The organism is Streptomyces sp. NPDC051218, from assembly GCF_044455475.1.
Classification (GTDB): Bacteria; Actinomycetota; Actinomycetes; order Streptomycetales; family Streptomycetaceae; genus Streptomyces.
The window spans coordinates 421291-439333 of record NZ_JBITEU010000009.1 but is presented as its reverse complement, the minus strand read 5'-3'; the positions used below and the strand labels follow the sequence as shown (position 1 = coordinate 439333).

The window sequence follows — 18043 nt, the reverse complement described above, 5'->3', positions numbered from 1 at the left end:
GCCTAGCCAAGCGCCTGCTGCAAGTCGGCCAGCAGGTCGTCGGAGGACTCGATGCCCACGGAGAGGCGCACCAGATCCGCGGGGACCTCAAGGGCCGAGCCCACCACGGAGGCGTGCGTCATCCGCCCCGGGTGCTCGATCAGGGACTCCACACCGCCCAGGGACTCCCCCAGGGTGAACAGCTTCGCGCGGTCGCAGACGGCGACCGCCGCCTCCTCGCCCCCGGCCACCTGGAAGGACACCATCCCGCCGAACGCCTTCATCTGCTTGGCCGCCGTCTCGTGACCGGGGTGCTCCGGAAGCCCCGGGTAGAGAACACGCGTCACGCGCGCGTGCCGCGTCAGCATCTCGGCGATCTTCGTCGCGTTCTCGCTGTGCCGGTCCATCCGGACGGCCAGCGTCTTGATGCCGCGAAGCACCAGCCACGCGTCGAAGGGCCCGGCCACCGCGCCCATCGCGTTCTGGTGGTACGCCAACTCCTCGCCGAGCTCGGCGTCGTCGACGACCAGCGCACCGCCCACGACGTCCGAGTGCCCGCCCATGTACTTCGTCAGGGAGTGCACGACGACATCCGCGCCGAGCGCGAGCGGCTGCTGGAGGTAGGGGCTCGCGAAGGTGTTGTCGACGACGAGCCTGGCCCCCGTCTCCTTGGCGACCTGCGCGATCGCCGCGATGTCCGTGATGCCGAGCAACGGGTTGGAGGGGGTCTCCACCCAGATCGCCTTCGTACGGTCGGTCACCGCGGCCCGTACCGCCGCCGGGTCGGAGGTGTCGGCGACCGACCACTCCACGCCCCACCGGGAGACGACCTTCGCGAAGAGCCGGAACGTGCCGCCGTACGCGTCATTGGGGATGACCACGTGGTCACCGGGAGCGAGCAGCGTACGCAGGAGGCAGTCCTCGGCCGCCAGCCCCGACGCGAAGGCGAGCCCGCGCCTGCCGCCCTCCAGGGCAGCCAGGTTCTCCTCAAGGGCGGTACGGGTGGGGTTGGCGCTGCGGCTGTACTCGTAGCCACCGCGCAGCCCGCCGACGCCGTCCTGCTTGTACGTCGACACCTGATAGATCGGCGGGACGACCGCGCCGGTGAGCGGGTCGGCGGTGTTGCCCGCGTGGATCGCGGCGGTCTCGAAACTCTGGCTCCTGAACGTGTCACTCATGTGGCCAGAGCCTAGTCCGGGACAGGGAGGAGGCAGACGAGTTCGGGACTGGTTCGCCAAGTGTCAGAGCAGTCTGGTTCGCTTGTACTCATGGAGATTCTCTGGGTGCTGATGGCGGCGATCATGATCGGCGCGGTTCTGGGGCCGTTCCTGCTGCGCAGGCGCGGCGGAATCCGCCAGGTCGCCCCCGGTTCGCCGGACGCCGCGGACCCGGCGAACTACGGCTTCGCGCGCCAGGAGGAGCTGGACATCCGCATGCCGGGCCCGGACCACGACCTCCTGGACGTCCTCGACGTGGTCCAGCAGTCGCAGAGCTGGAAGGCGGCGTCGCAGCTGCTCGTGGGCACGGAGGTGCACGGCGAGGTGCGCTGGCAGCGCGTGCAGGCGTTCGCGGGCGCGGCGTCCCTGGAGCTGAAGGAGAGGCCCGGCGGGGTCAGCGACCAGCCCGGCGGGCAGTGGCTGCGGGTGTGGCGCGCCGAGGCGCCCAAGGACGCGGGCGGCGCCGCGGTGCACGCCGAGTTCCTGGTCCAGCAGGCCTGGCGCTCGTCCCAGCCCGGGACCGACGAGTTCCGGATCATCCTGGAGGAGGCGAAGGCGGCCTGCGCACAGGCGGCGCTCCTCTCCCCCGGCGACCCCGTCCCGTACATCATCGAGCTCTCCATCGCGCGTGGCCTCGCGTACCCGCGCGAGGAATTCGAGCAGCTGTGGCTGAAGATCCTGGACCGCGCGCCCGCGCACATGGGGGCGCATCTGGCGGCCCTGCACTACTGGTGCGAGAAGTGGCACGGCTCGCGCGAGCTGGCCGCCGACTTCACCGAGGCCGCGGCGGCCCGCGCCCCCAAGGGCTCGCTGCTGTCCGCGCTCCCGCTCTTCGCGGTGTACGAGCACATGCCCGAGGTGAATCTCGTCCGCGGCTTCTACGAGAGCGAGGTCGTCAGGAAGGCCATGGAGGGCGCGCTGTACGCGGTGCACTCGGCCCGCCCCGACGACCCGATGCTCGCCCATGTGCGGCACCTCCTGGTGTACTTCCTGGTCCGCAGCGAGCGCTGGGCGGAGGCGATGAACCAGCTGATGCACGTGGACGGCCACATCGGCGCCCTGCCCTGGACCGAGTCCCTCGACCCCGCCGCGGACTACGCGGTGTACCGCGCGCTCGCGGTCGCGGGGTACGAGGCGAACGGCGGCAGCCCGGCAACGCTGTCGCACTGAGCCCGGCCCAGGGGGCGCACCGAGCCCGGCCGAGGGACGCCCTCGCGGCGGCCGAGGGGCGCACCGAGCCCGGCCGAGGAATGCGGCTCGCCCCGCGCACGTTGACGTAAGAGCCGCGCGATCACGCTTCATCCCGCCTCAGGAGGAACGCCCCCATGCTCTTCGGCCGCACGCCCGAGCTTCCCGCCCCCGAGCAGGCCCTCAAGGGCCGAGCGACCCCCGAATTCGAGGTCCCCTCCCGCCACACGGTCCTCGGCAACTCCCTCCTCGGGCCGTACCCCGACGGCCTGGAGATCGCGGACTTCGGGCTCGGTTGCTTCTGGGGAGCTGAGCGCAAGTTCTGGCAGACGCAAGGGGTCTGGACGACGTACGTCGGCTATCAGGGCGGCTACACGGAGAACCCCTCCTACGAGGAGGTCTGCTCGGGCCTGACCGGTCACGCGGAGGTGGTCCGCGTGGTCTTCGACCCGGCCCAGGTCTCGTACGCCGCGCTCCTGAAGCTCTTCTGGGAGTCCCACAACCCCACTCAGGGCTTCCGCCAAGGCAACGACGTGGGCACCCAGTACCGCTCGGCGATCTACACCCACTCCGCCGACCAGGAAGCGGGCGCGGTGGCGTCCCGCGACGCGTACCAGCAGGTCCTCACCGCGGCGGGCCACGGCGAGATCACCACCACGATCCTCCCGGCGGCCCCCCGCCCGTTCTGGCCGGCCGAGGGCTACCACCAGCAGTACCTGGACAAGAACCCGGACGGCTACTGCGGAATCGGCGGCACAGGTCTCCGGCTGGACAGCCCGTCGGAGACGAACTGGGGCCGCGCCTGCCCGACGGGGATCGCTCCTGCCCCGGGGGCGACGGAGTAGCTCACGACACGGAGTAGCTCACGACCCGGGAGGCTCCGGGGTGCCCATCTTGCCGGGCTGACCGCCGTGTCTCGTCTCGTCGTACGGTTCCGTGTCGCGGCCCGGAGTCCTGACGTTGTCCAGCAGCAACTGCCCTTGCTGGTCGACGGTCCGGGTCACGATCTCCTGGAGGATTCCGAAGGCGGCTCCCCAGGCGATGATCTGCGTCGGGGTATCGAGAGCCGTCAGCCCCGGGAAGAACCTGCCGCTGAGCAGGATGATTCCGATGACCGCGGTCAGCGCCCCGACCGGAAGCCGGAGCAGGAGCAGGCTGGTCGCCACGTGGTAGGGGCCGGAGCTGCCGCGCACTCTTCGCAGTGAAACCGCTCCGGCGACCGCCGCCGAGAGCAGCCCGATGAACTCGATGAACCACACGCTTCGCCAGGTCGGCGTGGTCCCGAAGGGACATACTTCCTTCTTGGAATTGGGCTTGTCAGGGTTCTCGGGGAAGCAGAACAGCTCGCCGATGGACTTGTCCAAGAACGCCCACACAGCGAAACCCACGGCGATGAGCGCCATGGCGGTGGCCGCCGCGCACACGATGTGGGTGAAGCTGCGGACCTTCGCTCTCTCCGCCTCCTCCGCCTGGTAGGAAGCGTGCAGAGCGCTGGCGGCCAGCTCCCTGTCGGCTGCGACGAGCGGCGTGTACTTCCCGTCCGGAAGCAGCAGTTCCTCAAGGTGCCGCAAGCGCAGGTCCTCGGGGTCGAGGTGCAAGCGGGCCTGTACGAGTACGGACAGCCCCTTCCAGCGCAGTTCCTCCTGCGGCGCGATGCGCAGGAGCGCGACCTCGGCCTCGTGAACATTCGCCAGCGCCCGGTCGGTCGCCCCGCCGGTGGTCCGCGACCAGAGGCTGCTCTCCTGCAGGGAATCCCTGGCCGCCTTGAGTTGCATCGCGGCCTTGCGGAGGATCTCCGCATCCTGTGGTGAGTTCTCGGCGGCCTGCATGCCGAATCGGTTGATCTGGCCTTGCAGGTCGGCGATGTGGGCCGTGATGCGCTGACACCACGAGTTGTTCCTGTGTACGGCGACGTCGCCTTGGGCATCCGTTTTTTCCTGCATCAGGTCGCCTCTCCGAGGCCGGTGCCCGGCGCCGCGGCTAGTGGCCGCCGCCGCTGGGCTCGAATTGCGTCAGCATTTGTTCCAGGGCCGCCTGGTCCGGGCCCACGAAGGCCGTTTCGCCAGCCGCCGAGCCCAGGGTGTCGATCATCGACCCGGCGATTCCCACCGCCGGCGGCAGATGCGTGGAGAAGATGAACTCAGGTCCTCTGTCCCGTAGTTGCTGGAAGGTGCCGAGGAACTTCTGGGGGTCCACGTTGTGCACCCACGGGCTGTCGACCGTGGCCCACAGCAGCTGCGCCGCACGCAGGTCCTGCGGGGCGACGGCACGGACGTCGTCGGCCTGGGCCAGTTCGGCGCTGGGCAGCGGGCCTCCGAAGCAGTCCGAGCTGAAGCAGACTCCCGAGAGGTCGTCGAAGAAGCCGACGGTGGCCGGGTTGTCGAACAGCGGTGGCCGGAACCCGGTGAGGGTGCGGTCGCCCACGTCCAGGGTCTGGCCCGGGTTGAGCAGATAGACGCGATCCAGCGGCACCGGACGCTCGCAGGACATGATTCCGCAGGCCAGGAACGTGGTCACGAGGCGGGCCTCGGGCGCAGCGGCCAGCAGGTCGAAGATCGCGCCCGTGTGATCGCGGTCCGGGTGCGTGAGCCAGATCCAGCGCACGTCGGCGGGGTCGATGACGGACGCGACCTCGTCCAGGAAGTTCCGGTCGGGCAGCCCGAGGCCGGTGTCGACGACGACGGGCTGGGCGGCGTGCAGCACGAAGGCGTTGACCGGGATGTGCCCGATCCCCGGAACCTCGAGACTGTCGCTCAGGACGCTGACGTCCGGGCGAACCTTGCGCACGACCATGACGCACCTCCGAGCCCCCAGGGGTGGTGATCGCGCCGCGGCCTACCTCTCCATCGTCGGCCCATCCGACGGCCCCCGCATCCGGGCCCATCCGGGCCCATCCGGGCCCTCTGCCGTCAGCGAATCTGCCGCAGGCCAAGAAGTCTTACGCGGCGGGAGGGAGCGCCCGAAGGTGGTGGGACAGGAAAGACCCACCGTCAGGAGGACCCACGATGCCGACCGTCGTCAGTGCCCCGCGAGCAGCCTCCGAGGGCGAGACGCCCTCGACGCGGTTCGACGACCATCTGGCCGCGCAGCTGCTGACCCAGCGGATCATCTTCCTCGGGACCCAGGTCGACGAGGTGTCCGCGAACCGCGTGTGCGCGCAGATGCTGTTGCTCTCCGCAGAGGACCCGCGGACCGACATCAGCCTCTACATCAACAGCCCGGGTGGGTCCGTCACCGCGGGGCTCGCCATCTACGACACCATGCGGCTGATCCCGAACGACGTCTCGACCCTCGCCATGGGATTCGCCGCCAGCATGGGGCAGTTCCTGGTGACCGTCGGCACCGCGGGCAAGCGGTACGCCCTGCCCAACGCGCGGATCATGATGCACCAGCCGTCCGCGGGCATCGGCGGCACCACCGCCGACATCGCCATCCAGGCCGAGAACCTGGAGTTCACGAAGAAGTCCGTCGAGCGGATCACCGCCGAGCACACCGGTCAGTCACCGGAGACCATCTCGCGTGACGGGGATCGCGACCGGTGGTTCACCGCCGAGCAGGCCAAGGAGTACGGGATGGTCGACCGGGTGCTTGATTCGCTCGCCGATGTACGGCCTGCCGCGTCGAAGCCGCGTATGGGACTGGGGGTCTGACCGAGATGAGCCAGTACACGATTCCGACCGTCGTCGAGCGCACCCCTCAGGGCGAGCGCGCCTACGACGTCTACAGCCGCCTTCTCTCGGAGCGGATCATCTTCCTCGGGACCGAGATCGACGACGGCGTGGCCAACGTCGTCATCGCGCAGCTGCTGCACCTGGAGTCCTCGAACCCCGAGCGCGAGGTCGCCATCTACATCAACTCGCCCGGTGGATCGTTCACTTCGCTCATGGCCATCTACGACACCATGAGCTTCATCAGCGCCCCGATCTCGACGTTCTGCGTCGGGCAGGCCGCCTCCACTGCCGCCGTGCTCCTCGCCGGAGGCGACCCCGGCCGGCGGTTCGTCCTTGAGCACTCGCGCGTCCTGCTCGGGCAGCCCGCGAGCGGCGGGCAGCAGGGCACCGTCTCCGACCTCGCTCTCCAGGCCAAGGAGATGCTGCGGATCCGCTCGCAGGTGGAGGACGTCCTGTCCCGGCACTCGGGACACGATGTCGCCACGCTGCGCGCGGACATGGACCGCGACAAGGTCTTCACCGCCGAGGACGCGGTGGCGTACGGCCTCGCCGACGAGGTGCTCAGCCGGCGGATGCTCGCCGCGGCCTGATCCCGTCGGTCAGGCAGCCAGTCGGATGTCCCCCTGGCGCGGGCTCGTGCGCGTCGGCTGCGGGGAGGCGTGCCGGATCAACTCGGTCTGGGCCAGGGAGAGCAGGTCCGCCAGGCTCAGGCCGAGCGCACGGGCGCCGGCCGCGAGGACTTCGGAGGAAGCCTCCTTGCGGCCGCGCTCCAGCTCGGAGAGGTACGGCATCGAGATGCGGGCCGCCTCCGCGACGTCCTTGAGCGTACGTTCCTGGGCGAGGCGCTCGCGGCGCAGCACGTCACCGACCACGTCACGCCACAGGGGCTCTTTCGCCGCCGGTGTCACGGGAGTTGGCACGGGAGTTGACACCGGAGTCGGCACGGGAGTCGTGCGCACGGGGGCGGGGCGCTGCGGCGCGGTCCGCTCCGAGCGCGGGCGCGGGCGCAACGGGATGACGCGGGCCTGCTGCTCGGTCTGCCGGCCCTGCTCCGGTTCGTGGTACCGCTCTTGGCTGCTCACCCTCTCAGCGTAGGAGCCGCCCGGCCCTCCGGGCAGTGATCGGCGTTCCGCCCCCCGCGAACGCCCCCGCGGACGCCCCCGCGGACGCCCCCGCGCGAAGGCCTCACGTCAGCGCCTCCGCGAGCGCCTCGGTCGCCTTGACCACCCAGGCGGGGTCGCCGTGCCGCATCCCCCAGTGCGCCGCCGTCACCGCCCGCGCCTGCGCCCACCTCCTGGCCCGTTCGCGGTCGACCTCCGCCGCGTCGGCGAAGACGGCGAGTCTGCGCAGGGCCGCGGCCCGTGGATCGGGCGCGGTGAGCAGGGGCTCGAAGCGGGTGCGGAGCAGCGTGATCGAGTCGTACGCCGGGTCGCCGACGTAGCCCTTGGGGTCGATGGCGAGCCAGGGGTCGCGCTCCGGACCTTCCGGCCTCTGGCACCCCTCCGGCCTCTGCGACCTCAGTACGTTGGTGAAGTGCAGGTCTCCGTGGATGAGGGTGTCGGGCTGATCCTGGCCCAGTTCCCGCACGGTCCCGATCGCGGCGGCCACCACGCGGGCCGGCAGCGGTGAGCCCAACTCCCGGTCCTCGTCCCGCAGTTCACACTCCCACTCGGCCACGAGCGAGCTCATCCGCGGCAGTTCCGGCGGCGCGGGCACGGCGAGGCGGCGCGCCAGGCGCCCGGCCACGGCCACCGCCTCGTCGGTGTCCTCCACGTCGGCCAACGAACCCCCGCCCGCTCCGGCCGCAGCCCCGGCCCGCTCGAGGAGCATCGCAAACCGCGCGTCGTCCCGCTCGTACAGCCGGACCGCGCCCCGTCCCGACCACGCCGCGAAGGCGTCCGGCTCGTGCACGTTGCCGGGGTGCGGGAAGGAGATCTTCAGGATGGCGGGCGTCCCGTCGTGCGTCCGTCTCACGGGGACGATGATGCCGACCTGCCCGTGCGTGACCGCTTGCGTCGGCTCGCACTTCCAGCGCCGGAGCAGGTCACCGGTCAGCTCGGGAAGTGTCGCGAGCCAGGCCCTGCCCCGCTCGCCCTCCCGCTGGACCGTGCTCAGCGCGAAGCTCTCTGGTACCTCGATGGGTGTCCCGGTCATCCCGGCACCCTAGCGAGGACGGCGGATGGCTACGGTTCACCCCATGCCCTTCGCTGAAGCCGCCGACGGCACCGCCCTGCACTACGAGGTCCACGGCTCCGGCCGCCCCCTGGTCCTGCTCAGCGGGCAGTCCAACAGCCGCCGCTGGTGGGACCCGGTACGGGGTGGCTTCGACGCCGCGTACACGACCGTCGTACTCGACTGGCGCGGCACCGGCGAGAGCGGCCGCCCCGACACCGACAGCTACAGCACGCCCGGCTTCGCCCGCGACGTCGTCGCCGTGCTCGACCACGCGGGGATCGACCGCGCCCATGTGTACGGGACGTCGATGGGCGGCCGGGTCGCCCAGTGGTTCGCCGCCGATCATCCGGAGCGGGTGGACCGGCTCGTCCTCGGCTGTACGTCGCCGGGGGCGCCGCACGGCGTAGAACGCGGGCCCGAGGTGCGCGCCGCCCTCGGGCAGGGCGACGCGGCGGCAGCGCGCCGGGCCCTGCTGGAGCTGATGTACACCCCCGGCTGGCTCGCCCGGCAGGGGGAGCGGCAGGTGTTTCACACCCTCGGCGATCCGGGCATGCCCCCGCATGCCCGCCGGCGCCATCTGCGGGCCAGCGCCCGGCACGACGCCTGGGACGCGCTGCCGCGGATCGCGGCGCCGACACTCGTCGTGCACGGCTCCGACGACGCGTTCAACCCGGCTGCCAACGCGCCCTTGCTGACGGAACGCGTCCCCGGGGCGCGGATGCGGCTCATCCCCGGTGCGCGGCACGCGTACTTCGAGGAGTTCGCGGAGGTCGCGACGCCGCTCGTGCTCGGTTTCCTGGCGGAGGGCGGGTCCTAGCTTCCGCTGCCGTACGGCCTGGTGAGGATCTCCAGGCTGTGACCGTTCGGGTCGTCCCAGTACGCGCCACGGCCGCCGTCGTTGGTGTTGATCTCGCCCTCGACCGTGTGGTGCGGGTCGGCCCAGTAGGTGAGCCCCGCGTCCTTGATGCGGCCGAAGATGGTGTCGAAATCGTCCTCGGAGACCAGGAAGGCGTAGTGCTGGGGGGTGATCGGTCCGCCGCTCTCCATGTAGTCGAGCGTGACGCCGTTCGGGATCTCGACGGGGATGAACGGGCCGTACTGGGGGCTCACTTCGAGGCCCAGGATGTCGGCGAGGAACTGGGCGGACGCCTTCTTGTCCTTGGCGGCGACGATGGTGTGGTTGAGCGCGATGGACATCGTGCGACCTCTTCCCTGCTTCGTCCGAAGTGCCGTGCTGATGTCCACCACCCTAGGCAGGCGGCCTGCCCCCGGCATCGGTCACAGGGCCCCCACCTGGTGCGCAATGCGGCCTAGGGCCGCAGGCCGAGTCGAGTTCCGGCCATGCGGCCCCAGGCGGGAGCGGGCGTGCTCAGATCCGGGCGTGCTCAGATCGTCGAGGTGTCGATCACGAAGCGGTAGCGCACGTCGCTGGCCAGGACACGCTCGTACGCCTCGTTGATCCGGTCGGCGTCGATCAGCTCGATCTCCGAACCCAGGCCGTGCTCGGCGCAGAAGTCCAGCATGTCCTGGGTCTCCTGGATGCCGCCGATCATGGAGCCCGCGAGGGTCTTGCCGCCGCCGATCACGGAGAACAGGTTGAGCGAGACCGGCTCCTCGGGGGCGCCGACGTTCACGAAGGAACCCTCCGGGCGCAGCAGGCCCAGGTACTTGTCCAGGGGCAGCGGCGCGGAGACCGTCGAGAGGATCAGGTCGAACGAGCCGGCGAGCTGCTCGAACGTCGACTCGTCGCTGGTCGCGTAGTAGTGGTCGGCGCCCAGCTTCAGGCCGTCGTCCTTCTTGCGCAGGGTCTGCGAGAGGACGGTGACCTCGGCGCCCATCGCGTGCGCGATCTTGACGCCCATGTGGCCGAGACCGCCGAGGCCGACGACGGCGACCTTCTTGCCGGGGCCCGCGTTCCAGCGGTGGAGCGGGGAGTACGTGGTGATGCCGGCGCACAGGAGCGGCGCTGCGACGTCCAGGGAGAGGCCGTCGGGGATGCGCAGGGTGAAGGCCTCGTCGACGACGATGTGCGTGGAGTAGCCGCCGTAGGTGGGCTCGCCGCTCTTGTCGAGGGCGTTGTACGTCTGGATGTTGCCCTTGGCGCAGTACTGCTCAAGGCCTGCCTTGCAGTTGTCGCACTCGCGGCAGGAGTCGACCATGCAGCCGACGCCGACGCGGTCGCCGACCGCGAACTTGGTGACGGCGGAGCCGACCTCGGTGACGACACCGGCGATCTCGTGGCCCGGCACCATCGGGAAGATGCCCTCGCCCCAGCCGTCGCGCGCCTGGTGGATGTCCGAGTGGCAGATGCCGGCGTACTTGATGTCGATCAGTACGTCGGACGCGCCCACCGGGCGGCGCGGGACGGTGGTCCGCTCCAGGGGGGCCTTGGCGGAGGGCGCGGCGTAAGCGGAGACGGTGGTGGTGCTGGTCTGTGCGGTCATGCCATCCACCGTGCCAGCCTCGCGGGCATCTACCCAGGTCACGGCTTTGCGTACGTCCAGTGGTCCTACTACTGGTGGGGACAGGCTCAGGTGCGTACGACCCCGGATACTGGACTGTATGGACGCCGACCAGCCAGCGCACTCCCCCGCCCCCGGGCCGCCGGAGCCCCTCGACGGCCGCGCCGAGCTCAGCGAGTTCCTGCGCACCCGCAGGGCCCGGCTGCAGCCGGAGGATGTCGGCCTGCCGAACTTCGGGCGCCACCGGAGGGTGCCGGGGCTGCGCCGCGAGGAGCTCGCGCAGCTCGCGGGGGTGTCCGTGGCGTACTACACGCGGCTTGAGCAGGGTAACGGCCGCAACGTCTCGGGCGAGGTCCTGGACGCGATCGCCCGTGCCCTGCGCCTGACGGACGCCGAGCACGCCCACCTGACGCATCTGGCCAAGCCGAAGCAGCACAAGAGGAAGCGCGCGGCACGCCCGCAGCGTGTGCGGCCCGCGCTGCTCCAGCTCGTCGACGCGCTGGACGGCGTCCCCGCGTATGTGGCAGGGCGCCGCACGGACATCCTCGGCTGGAACCGCATGGCCGCCGCGCTCTTCGGCGACTGGGGCGCGCTGCCGCCGGAGGAGCGGAACTGGGCCCGGATCTGTTTTCTGCGGCCCGAGTCGCGCGTCCTGTTCCGGGACTGGGACCAGAAGGCGTCGGACATCGTGAGCTTCCTGCGGATGGACGCGGGCTGCTATCCGAACGACCCGCTGCTCTCGGCCCTGGTCGGCGAGCTCTCCGTGAAGAGCGAGGAGTTCCGGAGCCTGTGGGCCACGCATGACGTGCGGGAGAAGGGCCACGGCGTCAAGCGCCTGCATCACTCCCTGGTGGGCGATCTGACCCTGTCGTACGAGACGCTCCGACTCCCCGACGATCACGACCAGTCACTGATCACGTACCACGCGGAGCCGGACTCGGCATCGGCCGACGCGCTCCGGCTCCTCGCCAGCTGGGGAGCGGACGCCACCCGCGCGGGCGCGGCGGGCGCGGGGAAGTAGCTCTCCCGGGACGCCCGCCGGGCCTACTGCGCTGCTTGTTGGTAGACCAGTACCGGCACGTTCGGTGCGAACGCGGTGACCGCCGCATGAAGCGCCTCTGGGTCTACGCGCCAGAAGGTGATCGGGCGGCTGGCGAGGAGCAGGTCGTACTCCACGTGCGGAGCGACTCTCTCCGCCGATTGTGGCGTCATCTTGCTGTTCGGTCCGGCAAGGCGAGGAGCCCCCGGTCGGCGCCTTAGTCCTATGTGGTTGATTCCTTGACCGGCCGTTTTCTGGTACCAGAGGACCACCGACTCGATGTCTCCCCATGGCGCGAAAGCCGTTTGCTTCTTGTACTGAGCCGGGGCGCCACCGAGCAGGACACCTTCGCTGTCCACCCGAAAGGCCACCAGCTTCTTCCATCCCGCGCCGAACAGCAGTTGGAAAGGAGTGCGGGGGAATGTGGCCTCGTAGACGCGCGGATCATTGTCGGGCATGGGAAAACCTACCGGTGCGTTGATGGGTGTCAGGGCTGGTAAGGCGGCGCCGCTCCCCAGTTCCAGAGGGGGACCGGCTGGTTGGTGGGGCGGGCTGCTGTGGGGGACGAGAAGTGGACCGCCAGACGGGTGCCCCACTCTATGTAGGCGGCGAAAGCGGATCGGAACTCGGCGTCCGTCGGGAGGGACGCTTCGTCTGCCGCGTCCTGCATGAGGTTGACCCAGCGGCGGCGTTGCTGCTCGGTGATGCCCTTGCCGAGGTGCCTGCCGACCATCTCGGCGTGCCCGCCGTGTTCGGTCGAGTACGCGGCCGGGCCGCCGAAGACCTCGCCGAGCCACTGGGCGACGTGCAGGGCGTGCTCGGCGGGCAGGCCGGCGAAGAGCGGGGCGAGGAGGTCGTCTGCGAGCACCTTCTCGTAGAAGATCTCCGTCAGGCGCGCGAGGTTCTCCTCGCCGCCCGCCCACGCGTACAGGGTCGGTGTGGAGGCGCCCGTGCCGCGTACGGCGGTGGGTGTGTAGTGGCGCATCTCCTCGATGTTCTCGACGTACGGGCGGATCTCCGCGAAGAACTCACGGAAGAGCTCCGAGCCCCGGAAGCCCTCCAGGTGGTCCTTCGTCGACGTCCACGTGATGCGGAGGATGAAGTGCTCGAAGTCCTCTTCGCAGCGGGCGAGTTCGTAGTCGACGCAACTGGGGGACGCCGCGAGCGGGACGGCGGCGCGGGTGTACGCGGAGAGGAACTCCGCGGAGCGCTCGGAGGGTATGCGGTAGCGGATGTACTCGACGGTGTGAGCGGTCATGTGAGGTCGGCTTCCTCTGCGGTGGGTGGTGCCGGCACGCGCGCTCCCCAGTCCCACAACGCCTGTAGGACGGGGCCGAGTTCTTTCCCGTGGGGGGTGAGTTCGTAGGTGACCGTGGGGGGCCAGCCGGGTGTCCTGGTACGCAGGACCACACCCGCGGCGACCAGCTGGGCCAGCCGCTCCGTGAGCACCTTGTCCGACAACTCCGGCAGCGTGGCGGCCAGTTCGCTGTACGCGTAGGAACCGGCCCGCAGCAGTTCACGGACGATCAGGGTGGTCCAGCGCCCGCGCAGGGCGGCGAGGGTGATCTCCACGGGGCAGCCGGGGGTGGGTGCCTCGACGCGGGCCCTGGGGTCGTCGGGGAGCCCCTGGCCCGCGCCCTGGCTTACCGTTCGGTGAGTCACGAGGGCGCCTCCTACTGTGCGGTTGTCGAGCCGTCCCAGAAGGGTTGCCCATGCCGAACATTCCCCTGCCCACGCGCGCCGCCGACGTCCCCGCGGCCTTCGCCGAGCGGTTCAACAGCGGGGACCCGGGGGCGGTGCACGAACTGTACGAGGAGAGTGCCGCGTTCGTGCCGGAGTCGGGGGAAGCGGTGTACGGGCTCGCGGACATCGCGCGGGAGAACGGCCCGTTCCTCGCGATCGGACTGCCCATCTCCGTGCGCCCCCGCCGCGTCCACGTGTCCGGCGACATCGCGCTGCTCGTCGTCGACTGGGAGATCGAGGGCGTCGTGAAGTCCACCGCCACGGACGTGGCAAGACGCGGCGCCGACGGGTACTGGCGATACGTGATCGACAGTCCGTTCGGCGCCGCGCCCGGCGTGAGCGGCTAGCTCACGCGACGACCTGCCCGCGGTCTACTTGCCGTAGTAGGCGTTGTAGATCGACAGCGTCGACTTGTTCCCCTTCTTGTCCGTGATCTTGGCGTGGAAGGAGACCCCCTTGCCCGCGGCCGGGTTCTTGACCTTGATCTTGCCGCCGCTGACGGTGGCCTTCGTCCAGGTCTGGCCGTAGTCGTACGACACGTACGCGGCAAGGGACTTGAGGTTGGAGCCCGCGGCCGCGCCCTGCACCGTGACCGGCACGGACTGGGTCTCGCCGGCCTTGGCCCTGCTGCTCAGGTCGACCGCAGCGGCGAACCGCGCCGTGGAGACCGGCAGCTTCGCGTTGTCGGCCTTCTTGGAGCGGAACGTCCAGCTCGCGTCGATGCGGGTGGAGGCGGCCGCCACCTTGACGCTGCGCTTCACGGACGTGGAGAGCTTGTACTCGGCGTCGGCCGCCGGGACCTTGAACGCGGCGCCGCCGGCCACCGGGTCCTCGTTCTCGCCGATCTTGGTGTCGCCCTTGTACAGGGTCGTCTTGACCGACGAGTAGAGCGAGGAGCCCGCGTGCGTCTTGCCGTCGGCGAACAGCGGCAGCGAGCCGATGATCTCGTTGTCCTGCCGGAAGACGCCGTAGTCGCCGCCGACGCGCGGGCCGAAGACGGCCGTGTTGAACGTCTTCTCGTAGCTCTTGCCGGGTGCGAACGTCTGCGCCGCGCCCAGCGAGTAGCCCGCGTCCAGGATCGGCCAGCCGTCCGGGTCGACCCCGGTCTGCTGCTCGAAGGTCAGGCCCCACTTCACGGCGTCGGCCGTGGAGAGGTACAGCGTCCGGGTGGACGGCAGCGGCTGCGGCACGTTGATCGAGGAGCCGCCGGAGCTGCCGGGGAGGTAGCCCAGAGCGCCGATCGTGCCCTTCTTGCCCTTGGCCGCCGCGCCCATGCCCACCTTCACCGTGGCCAGTTCGGACGCCTTGAAGTGCTTGGTGTAGCCGGTCGCGAGCTGCTTGACCTTGCCGCCGAGGACGGTGTCGTACTCGGCGTCGTCACCCTCGGTCCAGTGCCCGTCCCACTGCTGGTGCAGCGAGCCGTCGGTGACCTGCGGGCCCAGGTGCGAGGTCCGGAAGTCGGTGTACGAGTCGAGAAACCAGCCGAAGGAGTAGCCGCCGCCGGCGGTTTCGACCGTGTAGTCGGGCGACGCGAACGACGACTTGGCGTCCGCCGACGGGACGGTCATGTCGACCGGCTTGCCCTTACGGGCGTCCAGCGTCACCGTCGTGTCCTTGGTGACGCTCAGCTTCGGCTGGGCGATCCAGTCGGCGCCCTTGGTGAAGTCCGCCGGGTCGGCGAACATGCCGGTGTTCAGCAGGTAACCGCCCTTGGGGACACGGATCTTGACCGTGCCGGAGGCGTCGAAGGGGTTGTAGGACTTGTCGGTGGCGAGCCCGGAGATCCCCTCCAGGTCGCTGTCGTAGTACTTCGGGGCCTGTCCGTCGCGCCCGATGTGCTTCAGGGTCAGCTCGTACGACTCGACCTCGCGCTCGACCGCGGCGGCCGTGCGCACGGTCTGCCCGCCGCCGGCCGCCACGACGTACGCGGAGTACGCGCCGTCGACCGTGCCGCCGAGCTTGGTGTCGATGGTCAGGTCGACCGAGGCCGTGCCGCCCGCGGGGACCTTCACCGTCTTCGCGCCGAGCTTGAAGAAGCCCGCGGGTGCCGGGGCGCCCTTGGGATTCGTGCCCGCGACGGTCAGGTCGAGGGTGACGTCCTCCTTGCCGAGGTTCTTGTACGTCACCTTCTTCGTGGCCTGCTTGTCGTCGGTGTGCGGCCACTGCTGCGGTGCGAAGGAGAGGGACACCGGCTCGGCGATGACCGTCTGCTCGATGGCCTTGTCGACGGCGATGCGGCCCGAACCCTGCTGGAACGGCGTGTACTTGAACCCGCCGTCCTTGGTGGAAGCGGTCAGCGCGCCCTTGAGCTCGGCGTACTTCCACTCCGGGTGCTGCTGCTTGAGCAGCGCCGCGGCGCCCGCCACGTGCGGGGTCGCCATCGACGTACCGGAGATCGTCAGATAGCCCTCGGGGTTCTGGCCGACCTCCTGGTCGATGACGCTGCCGGGGGCCGCCGCCGCGGTGATGTCCACGCCGGGGGCGGTGACGTCGGGCTTGATGGCGCCGTCGCCGACGCGCGGGCCCTGGCTGGAGAATTCGGCGAGCTTGTCCTTGTCGTCGACCGCGCCGACGGTGAGGGCGGTGTCCGCGCTGCCCGGGGAGCCGACGGAGCCGGGCGCTCCGTCGTTGCCCGCCGCGATCGCGAAGAGGATGCCCTTGTCCGCGGAGAGCTTGTCGACCTGGGCTTCGAGCGGGTCGACACCCGGGGTGTCGCCGCCGCCGAGGCTCAGGTTCACGATGTCGGCGCCCTGCTCGGCCGCCCAGTCCATGCCCGCGATGATCCCGGAGTCGTCGCCGTAGCCGCTGTCGTCGAGGACCTTGCCGTTCAGGAGCTTGGCGCCGGGCGCCACTCCCTTGAACTTGCCGCCCGACTTGGCGCCGGTGCCGGCCGTGATGGACGCGACGTGGGTGCCGTGGCCGTAGCGGTCCTTGGCGTCCGCCGCGGGCGTGAAGTTCTTCTCGCCGACGACCTGGTCCTTGAGGTCGGCGTGCGTGGCGTCGACGCCGGTGTCCAGGACGGCGACCTTGACGCCCTTGCCGTCGAAGCCGGCCGCCCAGGCCTTGTCGGCGCCGATCTGCTTGACGCTCTTGTCGAGGCGCGCCTTGCGTACGCCGTCCAGCCAGACGCGGCTCACGCCGGACGCGGTGGCGGCGCCCTTGTCCGCGATCAGGGCGGACCACAGGTCGCTGGCGTCCTGCTTGGGGGTCGTGATCGCGTCGGCGTTGAGGGACTTCAGGGTCCTGCGGACCGTGGTGTCACCCGCGGCGCGCACATCGGACCTGGCGCCGGCCGCCGCTCCCTGGTAGCCGACGATCAGCTTGAGGCCCTTCTTCTGGGCCCTGCGGTTGTCCTTCTTGCTCAGCTCGGTGATGTCGAAGAGCCGCTGGTCGAGCTTGCCGGTGGCTATCAGGCGCTGCGCGTCGGCCGGGATCACGAGTGTGTGACCGCCGACGCGCTTGGTCAGTACGGGTATCCGCTCGCGGCCCTTGGCCCGCTCGAAGGCGGTGACGCGGCCCTTGGAGTCGGCGGTGACGCGGTCGCCGGTGATGAGGGTGATGCGGTGCGTGGTCTGTCCGGCGCCCTGTCCGGCGCTCTTGAGGCCCGCCGCCTGTGCGGCCGCCGGGAGCGCGTCGGGCGACTGCTTCGCCGCCGACGCCGGGCTGGTCATGCCCGCGGCGAGGGCCACGGCCGCCGCTGTGGCGACCGTGGCCCCAAAGGCTCTCTTCACTTTTCTGCGCAAGTCTCCCCCTGGAGTCAAAGGGGCTCCCGCCCCTGGACGAGGAAGTATTGCCCAGAGCCGAACATCTGCTCAATAGTGCGTCAGAAGTTCAATAGTGCGCCGCAAGGGGCGAGTTGGTCACGGTACGGCCTGCTCCGTGACCTTGATCCGCCCGCCCCGGATCGTGGCGAGGCGCGGCGCCCTGCGGGCGATGGCGCTGTCGTGCGTCACCATCACGAACGTCAGGCCGTGCTCCTTCCAGAGCCCTTCGAGCAGCTCCATGATCTCGTCGCGCATGGACGCGTCGAGGTTGCCCGTCGGCTCGTCGGCGAGCAGCACCTTCGGCCGTTTCACCAGGGCGCGGGCGATGGCCACGCGCTGCTGCTGGCCGCCGGAGAGCTCGGCGGGCAGCTGGCTGCGGCGCTCGCCGAGGCCCACGGACGCCAGGGCATCGGCGGCGCGTTCGCGGCGGTCCGCGGCGCGCAGGCCCGTCGGGACGAGCGCCGTCTCGACGTTCTCCTCGGCGCTGAGCGTGGGAATCAGGTTGCCGGACTGGAAGACGAAGCCGATGGACTCGGCGCGCACCTTGGTCAGGCGCGCCTCGGGCAGCGCGGCCAGGTCGACGCCGTCGAGCTCGACGCTGCCGGACGTCGGCCGGTCGAGCCCGCCGAGCATCTGCAGGAGCGTGGACTTGCCGCCGCCCGTCGGGCCCTGGATGACGAGCCGGTCACCGTCGCCGATGGCCAGGTCCACCCCGGCGAGCGCGTCGACGGTCTCCTTGCCCCTGCGGTACCGCTTGGTGACGTCCTTGAGCTGATACATGCGGTGACTCCTGCGGTACGGCCAC

The 18043-nt window shown here is 70.4% G+C and carries 19 protein-coding genes; 7 read left to right on the top strand and 12 right to left on the bottom strand.

Annotated features, from left to right (window positions below):
- Positions 1-2: 2 nt before the first annotated feature.
- Positions 3-1157, bottom strand: coding sequence for a cystathionine gamma-synthase (locus ACIBCK_RS27800; RefSeq protein WP_399394545.1), 1155 nt, complete (start codon positions 1155-1157; stop codon positions 3-5).
- 90 nt (positions 1158-1247) lie between these two features.
- On the opposite strand from ACIBCK_RS27800, the gene ACIBCK_RS27795 reads away from it, so the two are divergent.
- Complete coding sequence (locus ACIBCK_RS27795) at positions 1248-2366, top strand: hypothetical protein (protein ID WP_399394543.1); 1119 nt, start codon at positions 1248-1250, stop codon at positions 2364-2366.
- Between the two features lie 155 nt (positions 2367-2521).
- Complete coding sequence (gene msrA / locus ACIBCK_RS27790; protein ID WP_399394541.1) at positions 2522-3229, top strand: peptide-methionine (S)-S-oxide reductase MsrA; 708 nt, start codon at positions 2522-2524, stop codon at positions 3227-3229.
- An 18-nt stretch (positions 3230-3247) separates the two neighbouring features.
- Here msrA and ACIBCK_RS27785 read toward each other — a convergent pair whose 3' ends face one another.
- Positions 3248-4327 (bottom strand): hypothetical protein, encoded by a 1080-nt coding sequence (locus ACIBCK_RS27785; protein WP_399394539.1) that lies wholly within the window; start codon positions 4325-4327, stop codon positions 3248-3250.
- Between the two features lie 37 nt (positions 4328-4364).
- Positions 4365-5177, bottom strand: a complete 813-nt coding sequence (locus ACIBCK_RS27780; RefSeq protein WP_399394538.1) for an MBL fold metallo-hydrolase — start codon at positions 5175-5177, stop codon at positions 4365-4367.
- A 212-nt stretch (positions 5178-5389) separates the two neighbouring features.
- On the opposite strand from ACIBCK_RS27780, the gene ACIBCK_RS27775 reads away from it, so the two are divergent.
- Both ACIBCK_RS27775 and ACIBCK_RS27770 read left to right on the top strand, forming a co-directional pair.
- A complete protein-coding gene (locus ACIBCK_RS27775; protein WP_399394536.1) occupies positions 5390-6034 on the top strand; it encodes an ATP-dependent Clp protease proteolytic subunit in 645 nt (214 codons plus the stop codon).
- 5 nt (positions 6035-6039) lie between these two features.
- A complete protein-coding gene (locus ACIBCK_RS27770; protein ID WP_399394535.1) occupies positions 6040-6645 on the top strand; it encodes a ClpP family protease in 606 nt (201 codons plus the stop codon).
- Between the two features lie 9 nt (positions 6646-6654).
- Here the strand turns inward: ACIBCK_RS27770 and ACIBCK_RS27765 are convergent, their stop codons facing one another.
- Positions 6655-7137, bottom strand: a complete 483-nt coding sequence (locus tag ACIBCK_RS27765) for a helix-turn-helix domain-containing protein (RefSeq protein ID WP_399394534.1) — start codon at positions 7135-7137, stop codon at positions 6655-6657.
- Positions 7138-7240: 103 nt separating this feature from the next.
- Positions 7241-8209, bottom strand: coding sequence for an aminoglycoside phosphotransferase family protein (locus ACIBCK_RS27760; protein ID WP_399394532.1), 969 nt, complete (start codon positions 8207-8209; stop codon positions 7241-7243).
- A gap of 43 nt (positions 8210-8252) precedes the next feature.
- On the opposite strand from ACIBCK_RS27760, the gene ACIBCK_RS27755 reads away from it, so the two are divergent.
- Positions 8253-9047, top strand: a complete 795-nt coding sequence (locus ACIBCK_RS27755) for an alpha/beta fold hydrolase (RefSeq protein ID WP_399394530.1) — start codon at positions 8253-8255, stop codon at positions 9045-9047.
- On the opposite strand, the gene ACIBCK_RS27750 is transcribed toward ACIBCK_RS27755, so the two are convergent.
- Entirely contained in the window at positions 9044-9427 is a 384-nt protein-coding gene (locus ACIBCK_RS27750; protein ID WP_399394528.1) for a VOC family protein, read from the bottom strand. The genes ACIBCK_RS27755 and ACIBCK_RS27750 overlap by 4 nt on opposite strands.
- 188 nt (positions 9428-9615) lie before the next feature.
- Positions 9616-10674, bottom strand: coding sequence for an NAD(P)-dependent alcohol dehydrogenase (locus tag ACIBCK_RS27745; RefSeq protein WP_399394526.1), 1059 nt, complete (start codon positions 10672-10674; stop codon positions 9616-9618).
- A 118-nt stretch (positions 10675-10792) separates the two neighbouring features.
- On the opposite strand from ACIBCK_RS27745, the gene ACIBCK_RS27740 reads away from it, so the two are divergent.
- Positions 10793-11713: a helix-turn-helix domain-containing protein gene (locus ACIBCK_RS27740; RefSeq protein WP_399394525.1), complete on the top strand. Its 921-nt coding sequence runs from the start codon at positions 10793-10795 to the stop codon at positions 11711-11713.
- Positions 11714-11736: 23 nt separating this feature from the next.
- Here the strand turns inward: ACIBCK_RS27740 and ACIBCK_RS27735 are convergent, their stop codons facing one another.
- From ACIBCK_RS27735 to ACIBCK_RS27725, 3 genes are read right to left on the bottom strand one after another with little or no spacing between them, the layout of a single operon-like run.
- On the bottom strand, positions 11737-12189 hold the full coding sequence (locus ACIBCK_RS27735) for a hypothetical protein (protein WP_399394523.1): 453 nt from the start codon (positions 12187-12189) through the stop codon (positions 11737-11739).
- 29 nt (positions 12190-12218) lie between these two features.
- Positions 12219-12989, bottom strand: a complete 771-nt coding sequence (locus ACIBCK_RS27730; RefSeq protein ID WP_399394522.1) for a group II truncated hemoglobin — start codon at positions 12987-12989, stop codon at positions 12219-12221.
- Positions 12986-13393 (bottom strand): winged helix-turn-helix transcriptional regulator, encoded by a 408-nt coding sequence (locus ACIBCK_RS27725; protein WP_399394520.1) that lies wholly within the window; start codon positions 13391-13393, stop codon positions 12986-12988. Before ACIBCK_RS27725 ends, ACIBCK_RS27730 begins: the two co-directional genes overlap by 4 nt.
- 50 nt (positions 13394-13443) lie before the next feature.
- Here ACIBCK_RS27725 and ACIBCK_RS27720 point away from each other — a divergent pair, with 50 nt between their 5' ends.
- Positions 13444-13821 carry a YybH family protein gene (locus ACIBCK_RS27720; protein ID WP_399394518.1) on the top strand — a complete coding sequence of 126 codons (378 nt, stop codon included), beginning with the start codon at positions 13444-13446 and terminating at the stop codon, positions 13819-13821.
- A 24-nt stretch (positions 13822-13845) separates the two neighbouring features.
- On the opposite strand, the gene ACIBCK_RS27715 is transcribed toward ACIBCK_RS27720, so the two are convergent.
- Positions 13846-17205 carry a S8 family peptidase gene (locus ACIBCK_RS27715; RefSeq protein WP_399394516.1) on the bottom strand — a complete coding sequence of 1120 codons (3360 nt, stop codon included), beginning with the start codon at positions 17203-17205 and terminating at the stop codon, positions 13846-13848.
- 129 nt (positions 17206-17334) lie between these two features.
- Complete coding sequence (locus ACIBCK_RS27710) at positions 17335-18018, bottom strand: ABC transporter ATP-binding protein (protein WP_399394514.1); 684 nt, start codon at positions 18016-18018, stop codon at positions 17335-17337.
- Positions 18019-18043 lie beyond the last annotated feature (25 nt).